We start from the raw sequence: 13757 nt of genomic DNA on the forward strand, positions 1-13757 counted from the left end.
GAACTCCCGGCAAAAAGGTCGTTAAAATACCGCCAGATACCTTTAATAATTTGAATGGCGTACCCTCTGGCGGCTATAACCGGCGCGAACGCCGGGGTGACTTATCCGGCTACCAGGAAGTGTGACGCCGCTGCGTCGCGTCCTGGTAATCGAGATATTTGTGTTGGGTGGCGATATGGTCGGCAATGTATTTCGCGTCGTGCCATACCCCCCAAATAAAGGTTGAGCCGCGCCGCGAAAGCCACGGCAATCCGAGAAAATAGATACCGGGTTCACTGGATACGCCACGCTGATGTTGCGGTCTACCCGCCTCATCAACGGCATTGACCTGTAGCCAGCTATAATCCACCGCATAACCGGTCGCCCACACGATAGAGGTAATCCCCGCTTCGGCGAAATTCAACCGCCGGATCGGGTTGGTGAGACACGCTGGATCGGGCAGGATATGGCGCGCTTCCGGTTCTTCCGGCAGATCCAGACCGTTACGGGCAATATACGCATCGGCGGCGTCCAGCAATGCCAGATAGTTAGCATCGCCACGGGCAATGTTCTCGGCCAGGTCATTGGCAAAGGTCACTTCTCCCTCTCGGAACGACTGGGTTAATCCCACCAGGTTGACGCCCTGATGCGCCAGCGCGCGGAAATCAACGGTATGGCCGCCACGCGCGCCGCTCACCGCAATGGTCACGTGTTCTTTACCCGGCTGGCTGGCGGCATCCCACAGCCCCAACACCCCCAGCCACCAACAGAAATCCCGCTGCCGATAGGCGCGCGGTGGGCGGTCGTGCGCGCCAACCGACAGGTAAACCGTCTTACCGGCACGCTGAAGCTCATCGGCGATCTGCACCCCGGATGACCCGGCACCGACCACCAGCACGCCGCCGTCAGGTAGTTGCTGTGGATTACGGTAGTGCGCCGAATGGATCTGCGTCAGGCTGCGATCGGCGGGCGCAATCGGTGGGATCACCGGGCGCTGGAAAGGACCGGTTGCCGCCACCACATGCCGGGCATGGATTACCCCCGCAGAGGTTTCTACCCGAAAACCCGGCTGGCGGTGATTGCGCTCAAGACGTTTCACTTCCACGCCGGTACGGATCGGCGCATTGAACTTGTCGGCATACGCCACGAAATAATCGGCAATCTGCTCTTTGGGAACAAAATCATCAGGATCAACGCCGGGAAAAGTCATTCCAGGGAAACGGTCGTGCCAGGCAGGGCCATTCGCTACCAGCGAATCCCAGCGTCCGCTGCGCCAGGCTTCGGCAATACGGTTTTTTTCCAGTACCAAATGGGGAATACCCAGTTGGGTTAAGTGCTCACTCATTGCTACGCCCGCCTGACCGGCGCCGATCACCAGCGTATCGATTTCTTCTATTTCTCGCGTCATCTCTGCATCCTTAATCTGGCCTTGCGCCTCGTTGCCGCCAGACTAGGGGAAGCGATAAACCACGGTAAAATAGTATTAAGCTAATGACTAAGCATAAAAAAACGAGGTAGCCGCGCTTTTCGGCACCTCAACAGGTTCCTTGTTGATCCTCCTCTCATCGACCAATAGTTGATTTTGTGTCCTCCATCAAATAATCCCACTCCCTCGTTTGACGAAAAAAGCATCGGCACGTTATAGCTATATTGTTTTAAATATAAAACACTGTCTGAAATTTCAGACATATAACAATAAGGGGGGTAAGATGGAGTCACGCATATCGATTGAGCGCACCGGGGAACACGCGCGCTCCGCAGGCCACAAAGTCAAATACCTGGTCCTTCTGATTACGTCATTAGTGCTATTACTGAATTACGCCGATCGCGCCGCGTTAGGCGTGGCCGGTTCAGAGATCATCCACGAATTTAAACTTACCAATACCGAGTTTGGCCTGATCTCCAGTGTCTTTTTCGTCGGTTACGCGCCGTTTTGCTTTGTTGGCGGCTGGCTATCAGATAAATACGGCCCACGCTCCATCATGGCTATCGCGGGCTGTTGGTGGAGCATCTTTACGGCCTTAACCGCCGCAGGCACGGGGTTTCTCAGCTTTATGGTGGTGCGCTTTTTGTTTGGGTTTGGCGAAGGGCCGCAAGGCGCGATTACCGTCAAAACCATGAGCAACTGGTTCCCACAACGCCAAATGGGTATGGCGGTTGGCATCAGCCAGGGCGCGACGCCGCTTGGCGGCGCGCTGGGCACGCCGCTGGTCGCAGCGTTAATCGCCTCGACCGGCGACTGGCGCATCCCGTTTATTGTTCTCGGCGTGTTAGGAGTACTGATGATGATTGGCTGGTGGGTGATTGTGCGCGATACGCCGCACGTTCACCCGTGGGTTGGCCGCCCGGACCAGCTTGAACCGGCGGTGGCGGAGAAAAAACCCACCGAAGAGGAAAATAACCAACCGGCGCGCCCGTTAAGCTGGTATCTGCGCCAGCCGCTGGTATTAGCCACTTCTGCCGCCTTTTTCGCCTACGCTTGGGTACTGTATACCTTTTTGTCGTGGTTCCCGGTCTACCTGGTAGAGGACCGTGGCATCAACCTTAAAGCGTTCGCCTTTGCTGGCGCGCTCCCGTGGCTGCTTGGGATGGTTGGCTACATGGCTGGCGGCGTCATCACCGATAAAATCGCCCTCCGCACCGGTAAACCAGCTGCCGCGCGTCGCGGCATGATCATCTTTGGCCTGCTTGGCACTGCGGCGCTAATGGCGCTATTAGGTAACGTTTCTTCCGCCTGGAGCGCGGTCGCGGTGATGTCGGCGGTGGTGATGCTGCTGTACCTGACCGGTAGCCAATACTTTTTAATTATTTCCGATACCATTCCCGGCAAACGGCTTGGTGGTGTGGTTGGGTTCGTCCATTTTATCGCTAACAGTTCCGGCATTTTGGCGCCGCTGCTGGTCGGGATGCTGGTGGATTACACCAAATCCTGGCCGCTGACCTTTGGTCTGTGCGCGGCAATTTGTCTGCTGGGCGCGCTGGTGATTTTAATTTGGGGCAAACCCCGGAATCTCTCTTAATCATCTATACGGAACGAGGAGTACGCTATGCCGGGCTGGAGTTATGCGGAACGTTATTTTGAAGATTACCAACTGGGCGAGCGCGAACCCGAAAGACGCCGGACGCTCGACCAGGCGGACATTAGCCAATTTGCCGGGTTAACGCTGGATTTCCATCCCGCGCACATTGACAGTACCTATGCCGATCCACGCTATGGCGGTCGGCTGGTACATGGCATGCTGACGTTCTCGCTGGTCACCGGGTTGAACGTCGAATACAACCTGTTGGCTATTTCGTATGGCTACGAAAAAGTACGCTTTCCCAATCCGCTACGCGCCGGTGACACGTTGATCGCCAGCGCCGAAGTGGTGGCATTGACGCCGCATCGCAAACCACATATTGGCTTAGTGACCAAGCAGTACACCGGGAAAAATCAGCACGGCGAAGTGGTATTTAGTTGCCAGCATATCCTGGCGGTTGAGCGACGGGGGGCGGCGGCATGAACCCCTTCTTAGCCGAATACCGTGGCAGTGGGCCGTTGCGCGATATTACCGTGCTTGATTTCACGCAAATGATGATGGGCCCGGTTGCCAGCCAATTATTAGGCGATTTAGGTGCCGTGGTGATCAAAGTCGAGCGGCCGGAGAGTGGCGAATGGGAACGCAGCTACTTGCCACGCGGGCGTCGTATTGAAGGGGAATCGCCCTATTTCCTTGCCATGAACCGCAACAAACTGGCGATCACCGCCGATCTAACCAATGCAGAGGATCTGGCGCTGATTAAATCGCTGGTCGCGCGCTGTGATGTGGTGATGGAAAATTTCCGCCCCGGCGTGATGGAACGGCTCGGCCTCGGCTATCAAGACCTGCTGGCGCTCAACCCGCGTTTGGTATATGCCTCCGGTTCAGGATTCGGCCCCAAAGGGCCGCTGGTCAAAAACCCGGGGCAGGATATGTTAGTACAGGCGATGAGCGGCCTGGCGGCAAACACCGGCGCCGCCGATGGCCCGCCGGTACCGCTGGCGGCGCCAGTATTGGATGCCTCAACCGCTTTTTTGCTCGCCTTCTCAATTGTCTCAGCGGTGATGGATGCGCGTGAGAACGGTACGCCGCACCATGTGCAAGCCAGTTTGCTCGGCACCTCGTTGCTTATCCAGTGCCAAGAGGCTCTAGTGGCGATGAATACCGATCTTACCTGGCAACGTAGCGATACCGGTATCGCCGCGCCCTGGACCGATGCCCCCTACGGTGTGTACCGCACGCAGGATGGTTTCATCGCCATGTCAATGACGCCGCGCGCGCGATTAGCTGCCCTGTTCGACCTGCCCGCCACGCTGGTTGAGTGCAGCGATGAACAGTGGTTTCTGCGGCGTGACGAGGTCAACCTGGTGCTCAAGGAAAAGATGGCGCAAAAAACCAGCCAAAGCTGGCTGGAGATTTTAACCGCAGGCGGGATGTGGGTGGCGCCGGTCAATACGGTAGATGACATCGTTACCCATCCTCAGGTGGCGGAAAACCACTATGTTGAAGAGATTGATGTACCGGGCGGAAAACGGATTAAAGCCGTTGGGTTACCGTTTAGCATCAGCGGCGTCACGCAAGCGAACCGTTTACCGGTGCCGGAAATTGGTCAGCATAACCAGATCATTCGCGCGGCATTAAAAAACGTTTAAATATCGTCAGTAAAACAACAGGAACCGGTATGACAACCTCGGTAACACTGAAAGGCATGACCTGGAGTCACCCACGCGGGCTGGCGCCATTAATGGCGCTGACGAAGGATTTTGCCGAACAAGGCATTGATATTGTCTGGGATGCGCGCTCATTACAGGGGTTTGAAGAGCACCCGATCGCTGAGCTAGCGCAACATTACGACCTGATTGCCATCGATCACCCGTTTATGGGCACCGCATTCTCGCAAGCGGCGTTACAACCGGTGGATGCTTTACTCGACCCCGCGTTTTTACACGAGCTACAACACGCATCGGTTGGCCCGAGTTTTGAGAGTTATTGCTGGCAGGATGCTTTATGGGCGGTACCGATTGATGCAGCCGCACAGGTAGCGGCAACGCGGTGGGATCTGTTGTCACGCCACACCAATGCGATCCCAACGCAGTGGGAAGCGGTTTTCCAGTTAGCAGAGCGTTTACCGGCCGGTAGCATCTCCATTCCGGCTAATGGCACCCATTTACTGTTAACCCTGCTCACCCTCTGCCAGGCCGCCGCGCGAACGCTTAACGGCCATCAGGATATTTGGCCGACGTGGTGGCGTGATGAGGGGCTCGATCACCCGGTCGCCCTTGCCGCGCTGGCCATGTTACGCCGATTAATGGCGAACGCGCACCCGCTGTCGTGGGAGAGCGACCCGATCATGATGTTTGAACATATGGCACGCCACGACGATATTCTCTACGTGCCGGTGGCGTTTGGTTACTCCAATTATGCCCGTCCGCAACAAGGCGAACATGCGCTAACCTTTAGCGGCGTGCCTGGCGTTGCAGGCGACATCGGCAGCGGAATGTTGGGTGGCGTGGGGCTGGCGGTATCGCGTCAATGTCAGCATCGCGACGCGGTCGCGCAGGTGTTGCATGGCATCGCGAATGCCGCAACGCAGCAAGGTATTTATCTGACCTCTGGCGGCCAACCCGCTCATCGTGACGCCTGGCTCAGCCCGCACACGCCGCAGATTTGCCCCGGCTTTTTTGATACTACGCTCACCGCGCTAGACCATGCATTTGTGCGCCCACGCTCAGCAGGCTACCCGCTGTTTCAGAAATTAGGCGGCGAACAACTCCATACTCTCTTCCGGACGCCTGGCGTCAGCGATGAGGAGATTGTGCAAGCGTTGAATGCGCTATGGCAACAGTGCCAGCAGCAGGCGTCAAAACCATGAATAGCGCAGATTTCACCGCCGGGGCAGACGCAAGCTGGGCCGCCTTGTTATGGCAGGCACACCGCCAATATGCCTTACAACCGGCGGTGCGCTGGCCGGGCGGCGGGTGGAGTTGGGACGAGGTCATGACACATGCACGTGGCGTTGCCGCCTGGTTACATCATCTGGGCGTGCGCAAGGGCGACCGGGTGGTGATTGCGCTGGAAAACCGCCCTGAAGTGGTGTGCATTGAACGGGCACTGGCACTGTGGGGCGCGGTACGGGTGGCTACTGGCGCACGTCTGCATCCCCACGAAATCAGCTACATTGCACAAGATTGCAACGCGCGAGTGACCATTGTGGAGAACCGCTTACTTCCCTCGCTGAACGTGCCGGGCGCAATAATTGCCGCCGAACCTTGCGCAGAAGCCGCCTACTCGCTGCCGGAACTGTTTAGCACAGCGCCTCTCCCCTGCCCGCCGACCCCAAAGATTGTTGGTAGCGATCTCTGCTCCTTAATGTACACCTCCGGTACTACCGGGCGTCCTAAAGGGGCGATGAATAGCCACCGCGCCTGGCACGCTATGGCGACGCAATTACGTGCGCTACTGCCGTCGCCGGGGCCTGGCGATGTGCTGTTGCACGCCGCGCCCATGAGCCATTTCAGCGGTTCGGTCGCTGCGGGCTATATTGCGGCGGGCGCGGCGCTGGCGACATTACGCCAGTGGCAACCGGCACAGCTGGCAGCTGACGCTGATGCGGTGGGCGCCACTTGCGTGCCGCTGGTTCCCACCATGCTCCATGACTTACTTGACGCCTTGCGCCACGGTGCGCCTGCGCCGCAGTTGCGTGTACTGCCCTACGGCGGTTCACCGGTATCGGCACGCTTGCTCACCGAGGCCCATGCCCGGCTGGGTGCGGTATTACAACAATTTTATGGCGCCAGTGAAGCGTTAATCCCGCTCACCTCGCTCTCCATAGCGGAACATACAATTAACGATGCGCGTTTAACCAGCGCCGGGCAGCCTCATGCCGGCGTCGAGATTATGCTGCTGACCCCCCGCGATTCTGGTGGTGAAATTTGCGTGCGCGGCGCCAATGTCATGCTGGGTTACTGGAATAACCCGGCGGCAACGGCAGCGGCCATTGATGCCGAAGGCTGGTATCACACCGGCGATATCGGCCGTTTTGACGCGCAAGGACGCCTGCATATTGTGGGCCGTCAACGCGAGATGCTGATCTCCGGCGGGTTTAATATCTATCCGGCGGAACTGGAACGGGTGATCGCCAATCTGCCCGGCGTAGCGAAGGTGTGCGTACTTGGTATTCCTCACCCGCGCTGGGGAGAGGCGGTAAAAGCAATCATTGTCCCCGAACCAGGCTATTGCCTGAGTGAGGAGGAGATCATTAACGGTTGTACGGCGGAATTGGCGCGCTATAAGAAACCACAACAGATTGAATTTGTTAGCGAACTGCCCCTTACCGGAACCGGAAAGGTGGATAAAGTCCGTTTATTGGCGCGGGAAAACGCGTCGCATTCAGAACTACAGGAGAAGGAACGATGAGAATTGTCCCGGCGCTGGATCGCGGATTAAAAATCTTGTCGCTGATCGCGGCGAGCGAAAAAAGGCTGAAGGTTGCGGAAATCGCTAAACAGTTAGGCATTCCGCGTAGCGCAACCTATGAACTGATTTTTACCCTCGCGCAGCATGGCGCGGTGCAGCAGTTCGACAATGGCGAAGTGGCCCTCGGCCATCAGGTGCTGATTATCGGCAACGCCTATAACAGCCGCCTCGACTTTGAACAGTGCGCGCGCAGCGTAGCAGAGACGGTGATGCAAGCCTGTAACGAAACGGTGCAGGTCGGCATTCTGGAAGAGCGCCAGGTGCTGTACATCGCCAAGGCCGACTCAACGCAACGTGTGCGGCTGGTATCCAGCATCGGCGCCCGGTTACCCGCGCACTGTACAGCGCTGGGGAAAGCGTTGCTCGCCTGGCTGCCGGACGCGCAGTGGCAACACTATCTGGCAGCCGGGCCGCTGGAGGCATTGACCGCGCACTCCATTACCGATCCACAGCAGCTTGACCAACAGCGGCGCGATATTGTTGCACACGGCGTGGCCTGGGAGCGTTGCGAGTCAAACCCGGACGTTGCCTGCGTAGCGGCGCCGGTCTGGAACGCCGCCGGAGAAAATATTGCCGCCATGAGTATCTCGGTTCCCATCACGCGGATGTCGGAGACACGTTTTACCGAGCTACAAGCGGTAGTTATTGCTGGCGCGTTGCAGCTTTCCGCACAGTTGGGCTATCGCGGCCTGGCACAAAACAACGCAACCATGCAGGTGGTTTCACCAACCTGATTTTTAGCTAATGGGTGGGATTTAATGATGGATAAGCAAATGCAAAATAACGCCAACCATGCGCCACGCTATGAAGGTGTCTTTCCGGTGGTGCCGACCATTTTTCACCAGAACGGCGCGTTAGATTTAGCCGGGCAACGTCGTTGCGTTGACTTTATGATCGACGCCGGCTCCGACGGGCTGTGTATCCTCGCCAACTACTCGGAGCAATTTTCGCTGACCGATGCGGAACGCGAGCAGCTGATCGCCACGGTGATGAAACAGGTTGATGGGCGCGTACCGGTGATTGTGACCACCACACACTTCTCAGCGCAAGCCTGTGCAGAACGGAGCCTGAAAGCACAACAGGCCGGGGCGGCAATGGTGATGGTGATGCCGCCCTATCACGGCGCGACGATCCGCATCAACGAAGCGGGAATTTATGATTTTTTTCGTACCGTGAGCGAACCGCTCTCTATTCCGGTCATGATTCAGGATGCGCCGGTTGCCGGGACGCCGCTCTCCGCGCGTTTCCTCGCACAGATGGCGAACGAGATCGAGGCGATCTCCTACTTTAAAATTGAGGTGCCGCAGGCGGCGGAAAAATTGCGCCAACTGATTCAGTTAGGCGGCGAAGCGATTATTGGCCCGTGGGATGGCGAAGAGGCGATTACGTTAATGGCCGATCTGAATGCCGGCGCGACCGGGGCGATGACCGGCGGCGGCTACCCGGATGGCATCCAGCAAGTGATGCGTGCCTGGCGTGCCGGCGACCGCGCCGCTGCGCAGGCGGCTTACGCCAAATGGCTGCCACTGATTAACTACGAAAACCGTCAGTGTGGGCTGGCGGCATGCAAAATTTTGATGAAAGAAGGCGGCATTATCGCCTCCGACTACGTTCGCAGCCCGCTGGCGGCGGTACACCCTTCCACGCGTGACGGTTTAATTGAAATCGCACGTCAGCTCGATCCGCTGGTGCTGAACTGGGGACGTTAACGCAAGCTGAACACTATGCTGTCGAAAGGAGACACCATGACACTGATCCGTGGCGAAATGATTATTGGGTTTGATTCTGTAACCGGCCATCAGGGCCAGTTACGCGCGCTAAATCCGGCGACCGGCCAGCAAATCGAACCGGCGTTTAGCCTTGGCGGCACCGCTGAGGTAGAAAAAGCCGCTCAACTGGCAAGCGCGGCTTTCGATACCTACCGCCGAACCACACCGGAGCAACGCGCCCGCTTTCTGGAAACCATCGCCGATGAAATTGTCGCGCTGGGCGACGAGTTACTGACGCGGGCGCAGGCGGAAACCGCCCTGCCGCTGGCACGTTTGCAAGGCGAGCGCGGGCGTACCGTCGGTCAACTACGTCTGTTTGCCCGTGTGCTGCGCGATGGGTTATTCCATGACGCTACCATTGACGTAGCCCAACCCGCACGTCAACCCCTGCCGCGCGCCGATTTACGTATGACGAAAATCGCGCTGGGGCCAGTGGCAGTGTTTGGCGCCAGTAACTTTCCCTTCGCCTTTTCGGTGGCGGGAGGCGATACCGCGTCCGCGCTGGCGGCAGGCGCGCCGGTAATTGTCAAAGCCCATAATGCGCACCCTGGCGTCTCCGAACTGGTCGGGCGCGCCATCCAGCAGGCGGCCCGCGTCTGCGCGATGCCGGAAGGGGTTTTCTCACTGCTGTTTGGCGAAGGCAATGCGATTGGCGAAGCGCTGGTGTCACATCCGGCGATTAAGGCCGTGGGTTTTACCGGCTCGCGCCAAGGCGGCATGGCGCTATTGCGCATTGCCAATGCGCGATCAGAGCCCATCCCGCTGTATGCCGAGATGAGCAGCGTGAACCCGGTCTTCCTGCTGCCCGCCGCGCTGGCAGCGCGCGGCCAGACGATCGCGGAAGAGTTTGCCGCCTCGCTAACGCTGGGTGCCGGTCAATTCTGTACGAATCCCGGTCTGGTAGTGGCGCTGGATACGCCACCGCTGGAGGCCTTTATTACCGCTGCCGCCCAGGCGCTCAACGCGAAACCCGCCACTACCATGTTAACACCGGCTATTTTCGAGGCTTATCAAACTCATGCGGAGAGGTTGGCCGGTCAGCACGGTATCACGGCGGTCGCCAAAGGCGTTGCCCGCGATGCAGAGCAACATAATGCCGCTCAGGCCCAACTGTACCAAGTCGACGCCAGCCAGTTTTTACGCAATCGCGCGCTGCAGGAGGAGGTTTTCGGCCCGGCGGCACTGCTTATTCGTGCGCAAAATCAACAGGAATTGCATGCCGTAGCAGAAGCCCTCGAAGGCCAGCTCACCGCTACCTTACAACTCGATCAGGACGATTATCCCTTGGCGGAAAACCTGCTACCGATTCTTGAACGTAAGGCCGGGCGCATTTTAGCGAATGGTTTCCCAACCGGGGTAGAAGTTTGCCATGCGATGGTACATGGCGGGCCGTGGCCGTCGACCTCTAACGCGATGTACACCTCGGTAGGCGCGGCGGCGATTGCGCGTTTCTTGCGCCCGGTCTGTTACCAGGACCTGCCCGATGCGCTATTGCCCCCTGCGCTACGTGAGGGCAATCCGCTCGACATTCCGCGCGTGGTAGAAGGCGAGCTTCAGCGCTAAGTCATTACTCTGCCCCTCCCTCAACAAGGGGCAGCCGTACTATTTACTCAGGCGACAGGTTCGTCAGGCGCGTCGAAAGCGTCAAACTGACCGCCGGTAAAACGCTGCCGGGTAGCAGGGTCGTTAAGTATGGTGTAAGGGAACACCGGCGCGAGCGCGCTAACATCGTCAAGACGCGTAAGCTGATCGGCCGACAACGTCAGTTTGGCGGCGGCGAGGTTATTCTCTAACTGCGCCAAGCTACGCGGACCGATGATCGGCAGCGATCCCTTCGCGGCTACCCAGGCGATGGCAATTTCACCCGGCGTGACGCCGGTTTCGTCGGCAATCGCGATTAAGGTATCAAGGATTGCGGTACGCTGCGGTGAATTCTCCGGCTGAAAGACTTTACCGCCGAATCCCTCGGCGCGCCCCTTCTCGCCCCGGCGATATTTGCCGGTCAGCATACCGCCGCCAAGCGGTGACCACGCGACCACGCCGAGGCCGAGCGCATGGCCGGCAGGCAGCAACTCCTGCTCGGTGGTGCGCTCCACCAGGCTATGCTCAACCTGCAAACCGGCAATCGGCGCTACGCCGCGTAATTCTGCCAGTGTCGCCGCCCGCGCCACGCGCCAGGCGGGGAAATCCGAAAGCCCGGCATACAGAATTTTACCGGCGCGAACCAGATCCTCGAACCCGCGCACAATCTCCTCCATGGGCGTTACGCTATCCGCCACATGCGCCCAATAGAGATCAATACGATCGGTTTTTAACCGTTTTAGACTGGCTTCAACCGAGGAGATCATCGCCCGTCGGCTGTTACCGGTCACCAGAATATTGGCGTCCGGCCCCGCGCCCATGGTGAACTTGGTGGCCAATACAAACTCATTACGTCGTCCGGTAAGTAGATCGCCAAGAATCTCTTCTGACTGCCCAAACTGGTAGCCATCTGCCGTGTCGATAAAGTTGCCGCCCGCCTCCGCATAGGCCTCGAAAATACGCCGGGCTTCCTGCGGCTCAGCGCCGTGCCCCCAACGCGTGCCAAAATTCCCTGCCCCTAATACCAGTTCTGAAACCCGTAGGCCGGTATGTTTACCAAACAATTTATAGCGCATGTTTTTCTCCCGATTGATCTGGAATGACCGATAGCTTAAACGCGATATGATGAATATCATATATGATGATTATCATATATACGCACTTTGTGCTAACAGTGGGTTGCGCTGGCACGCCACAGGAATATAGATAAAAATTTTTGGTATTTGTCTGCGGCCTCGACCTATGCTCTGATTACCGCAGATAACACAAAAAGGTATAACTTATGTTTGCAAGGAAAATAGTGGCAGGCGCGGTGTTGGCTGCCACGTTACCAATGGGCGCGGCCTGGGCGGCGGCAAATGACACGCTGATTTATTGCACCGTGGCCTCACCGGAATCCTTTAATCCACAGTTAGCCAGTTCCGGCCCCACCTTTATCGCAACCTCACAAATGCTCTATAACCGTTTGGTGATTTTGAAGGACAGTGATAAAACCGCCGCGCCATCGCTGGCGACCGCCTGGGACATTAGCCCGGATGGGAAAACCTACACCTTTACCCTCCGTAAAGGGGTGAAATTTAATAGCAATAAATACTTTACGCCGACGCGCGATTTTAATGCTGATGACGTGATCTTTACCGTGATGCGGCAAAAAGATAGCAATAACCCGTATTACAAAGTGTCTGGCGGCAGTTATGAATACTTCCACGATTTGGGGCTCGGCGAGCTGATCAAAGACGTGAAAAAGATCGATGACTATCACGTCCAGTTTGTGCTGAATAAGCCTAATGCCGCCTTCCTCAACGATTGGTCGATGGATTTCGCCTCTATTTTGTCGAAAGAGTATGCGGATGCCATGCTGAAAAAAGGCACGCCGGAAAACGTCGATAACTGGCCAATCGGTACCGGTCCGTATGCCTTGCAGCAATACAAGGTGGATTCGCTAATCCGGTACGTCGCTAACCCGCACTACTGGAAGAACCCGGTGGTCACTAAGCACGTGATTTTCTCTATCGTGCCGGATGTGCAAACTCGCCTGGCGAAACTGCAGAAAAATGAGTGCCAAATTATCCCGGCGCCGGTTCCTACCCAGTTTGACACCATCAAGCAGGATAAAGATCTCGCGCTGCACAATATTGATGGATTGAATGTCGGCTATCTGGCGTTTAATACTGAGAAAAAGCCGTTTGATAATCCGAAAGTACGCCAGGCGTTAAATTACGCGGTGGATAAGAAAGCGATTATTAATGCCGTCTTTATGGGAACCGGCACGCCGGCAAAATCGATGTTACCGCCAGCGATGTTGGGCTATAACCAGGATGTGAAGGATTACGATTACGATCCGCAGAAAGCAAAAGCATTGCTGAAGCAGGCTGGGCTGGAAAACGGCTTTGAAACCGATTTATGGTCAATGCCAGTGCAGCGTCCTTACAACCCGAACTCACGCCGGGTTGCCGAGATGATCCAAAGCGATTGGGCGAAAGTGGGCGTGAAGGCCAAAATCGTTAGCTACGAATGGGGCGAGTATTTGGTTGGCCTACGCAAAGGCGAGCACAGTACCGCGCTGTATGGCTGGATCTCCGATAATGGCGATCCGGATAATTTTGCCAATGTGCTGTTAAGCTGTGATGCGATTAAGAGCGGTTCCAACGCAGCGCGCTGGTGCAACAGTGATTACGATGCGCTGGTCAACAAAGCGTTGTTAACCACGACGCCCGCCAGCCGTGCGAAGCTGTATCAACAAGCGCAGGTTATTTTCCATAACGATGCGCCCTGGATCCCGCTGGCAAATGGTAAAATCTTTTACGCGACCCGTAGCAGCGTAAAAGGTTATGTGGTGGATGTTAACGGCAGCGATTTCTCGCAGGCTCGTTGGTAAAACCGTTGGCCGGACGTTGATAATGTCCGGCCCGTTTCACTGGGTTCTTGTGAG

At 57.1% G+C, this 13757-nt stretch carries 11 protein-coding genes; 9 read left to right on the plus strand and 2 right to left on the minus strand.

What is annotated here, in order from left to right:
* Nucleotides 1–109 precede the first annotated feature (109 nt).
* Complete coding sequence (locus PMPD1_RS18900; RefSeq protein ID WP_173635503.1) at nt 110–1387, minus strand: flavin-containing monooxygenase; 1278 nt, start codon at nt 1385–1387, stop codon at nt 110–112.
* A 301-nt stretch (nt 1388–1688) separates the two neighbouring features.
* Here PMPD1_RS18900 and PMPD1_RS18905 point away from each other — a divergent pair, with 301 nt between their 5' ends.
* From PMPD1_RS18905 to PMPD1_RS18940, 8 genes are read left to right on the plus strand one after another with little or no spacing between them, the layout of a single operon-like run.
* The gene (locus PMPD1_RS18905; RefSeq protein ID WP_173635504.1) at nt 1689–2999 is read left to right on the plus strand and encodes an MFS transporter; all 1311 of its coding nucleotides are present in this window, start codon (nt 1689–1691) and stop codon (nt 2997–2999) included.
* A 27-nt stretch (nt 3000–3026) separates the two neighbouring features.
* Complete coding sequence (locus tag PMPD1_RS18910; protein WP_173635505.1) at nt 3027–3482, plus strand: MaoC family dehydratase; 456 nt, start codon at nt 3027–3029, stop codon at nt 3480–3482.
* Nucleotides 3479–4651 carry a CaiB/BaiF CoA transferase family protein gene (locus PMPD1_RS18915; protein WP_173635506.1) on the plus strand — a complete coding sequence of 391 codons (1173 nt, stop codon included), beginning with the start codon at nt 3479–3481 and terminating at the stop codon, nt 4649–4651. The genes PMPD1_RS18910 and PMPD1_RS18915 overlap by 4 nt, the downstream gene beginning before the upstream one ends.
* Nucleotides 4652–4680: 29 nt before the next feature.
* Complete coding sequence (locus PMPD1_RS18920) at nt 4681–5871, plus strand: type 2 periplasmic-binding domain-containing protein (protein WP_173635507.1); 1191 nt, start codon at nt 4681–4683, stop codon at nt 5869–5871.
* Nucleotides 5835–7415, plus strand: coding sequence for a class I adenylate-forming enzyme family protein (locus tag PMPD1_RS18925; RefSeq protein ID WP_354292687.1), 1581 nt, complete (start codon nt 5835–5837; stop codon nt 7413–7415). The genes PMPD1_RS18920 and PMPD1_RS18925 overlap by 37 nt, the downstream gene beginning before the upstream one ends.
* Nucleotides 7412–8209, plus strand: coding sequence for an IclR family transcriptional regulator (locus PMPD1_RS18930; protein ID WP_173635508.1), 798 nt, complete (start codon nt 7412–7414; stop codon nt 8207–8209). The genes PMPD1_RS18925 and PMPD1_RS18930 overlap by 4 nt, the downstream gene beginning before the upstream one ends.
* A 24-nt stretch (nt 8210–8233) precedes the next feature.
* The gene (locus PMPD1_RS18935) at nt 8234–9184 is read left to right on the plus strand and encodes a dihydrodipicolinate synthase family protein (RefSeq protein ID WP_354292689.1); all 951 of its coding nucleotides are present in this window, start codon (nt 8234–8236) and stop codon (nt 9182–9184) included.
* 36 nt (nt 9185–9220) lie between these two features.
* Nucleotides 9221–10807 (plus strand): aldehyde dehydrogenase (NADP(+)), encoded by a 1587-nt coding sequence (locus PMPD1_RS18940; RefSeq protein ID WP_173635509.1) that lies wholly within the window; start codon nt 9221–9223, stop codon nt 10805–10807.
* A gap of 47 nt (nt 10808–10854) precedes the next feature.
* On the opposite strand, the gene PMPD1_RS18945 is transcribed toward PMPD1_RS18940, so the two are convergent.
* The gene (locus PMPD1_RS18945; protein ID WP_173635510.1) at nt 10855–11901 is read right to left on the minus strand and encodes an aldo/keto reductase; all 1047 of its coding nucleotides are present in this window, start codon (nt 11899–11901) and stop codon (nt 10855–10857) included.
* A 206-nt stretch (nt 11902–12107) separates the two neighbouring features.
* Between PMPD1_RS18945 and PMPD1_RS18950 the strand changes: the two genes are divergently transcribed.
* Entirely contained in the window at nt 12108–13703 is a 1596-nt protein-coding gene (locus tag PMPD1_RS18950) for an ABC transporter substrate-binding protein (protein WP_173635511.1), read from the plus strand.
* The last annotated feature ends 54 nt before the right edge of the window (nt 13704–13757 follow it).

Origin of the sequence: Paramixta manurensis (assembly GCF_013285385.1) — a bacterium.
Lineage (GTDB): Bacteria > Pseudomonadota > Gammaproteobacteria > Enterobacterales > Enterobacteriaceae > Paramixta > Paramixta manurensis.

Excerpts from the sequence above, each read along its gene's own strand:
- PMPD1_RS18940 (WP_173635509.1), top strand. The coding sequence starts at position 9,221 with ATGACACTGATCCGTGGCGAAATGATTATTGGGTTTGATTCTGTAACC.
- PMPD1_RS18945 (WP_173635510.1), bottom strand. The coding sequence starts at position 11,901 with ATGCGCTATAAATTGTTTGGTAAACATACCGGCCTACGGGTTTCAGAA.
- PMPD1_RS18935 (WP_354292689.1), top strand. The coding sequence starts at position 8,234 with ATGATGGATAAGCAAATGCAAAATAACGCCAACCATGCGCCACGCTAT.
- PMPD1_RS18930 (WP_173635508.1), top strand. The coding sequence starts at position 7,412 with ATGAGAATTGTCCCGGCGCTGGATCGCGGATTAAAAATCTTGTCGCTG.
- PMPD1_RS18920 (WP_173635507.1), top strand. The coding sequence starts at position 4,681 with ATGACAACCTCGGTAACACTGAAAGGCATGACCTGGAGTCACCCACGC.
- PMPD1_RS18900 (WP_173635503.1), bottom strand. The coding sequence starts at position 1,387 with ATGACGCGAGAAATAGAAGAAATCGATACGCTGGTGATCGGCGCCGGT.
- PMPD1_RS18910 (WP_173635505.1), top strand. The coding sequence starts at position 3,027 with ATGCCGGGCTGGAGTTATGCGGAACGTTATTTTGAAGATTACCAACTG.
- PMPD1_RS18950 (WP_173635511.1), top strand. The coding sequence starts at position 12,108 with ATGTTTGCAAGGAAAATAGTGGCAGGCGCGGTGTTGGCTGCCACGTTA.
- PMPD1_RS18925 (WP_354292687.1), top strand. The coding sequence starts at position 5,835 with ATGGCAACAGTGCCAGCAGCAGGCGTCAAAACCATGAATAGCGCAGAT.
- PMPD1_RS18905 (WP_173635504.1), top strand. The coding sequence starts at position 1,689 with ATGGAGTCACGCATATCGATTGAGCGCACCGGGGAACACGCGCGCTCC.
- PMPD1_RS18915 (WP_173635506.1), top strand. The coding sequence starts at position 3,479 with ATGAACCCCTTCTTAGCCGAATACCGTGGCAGTGGGCCGTTGCGCGAT.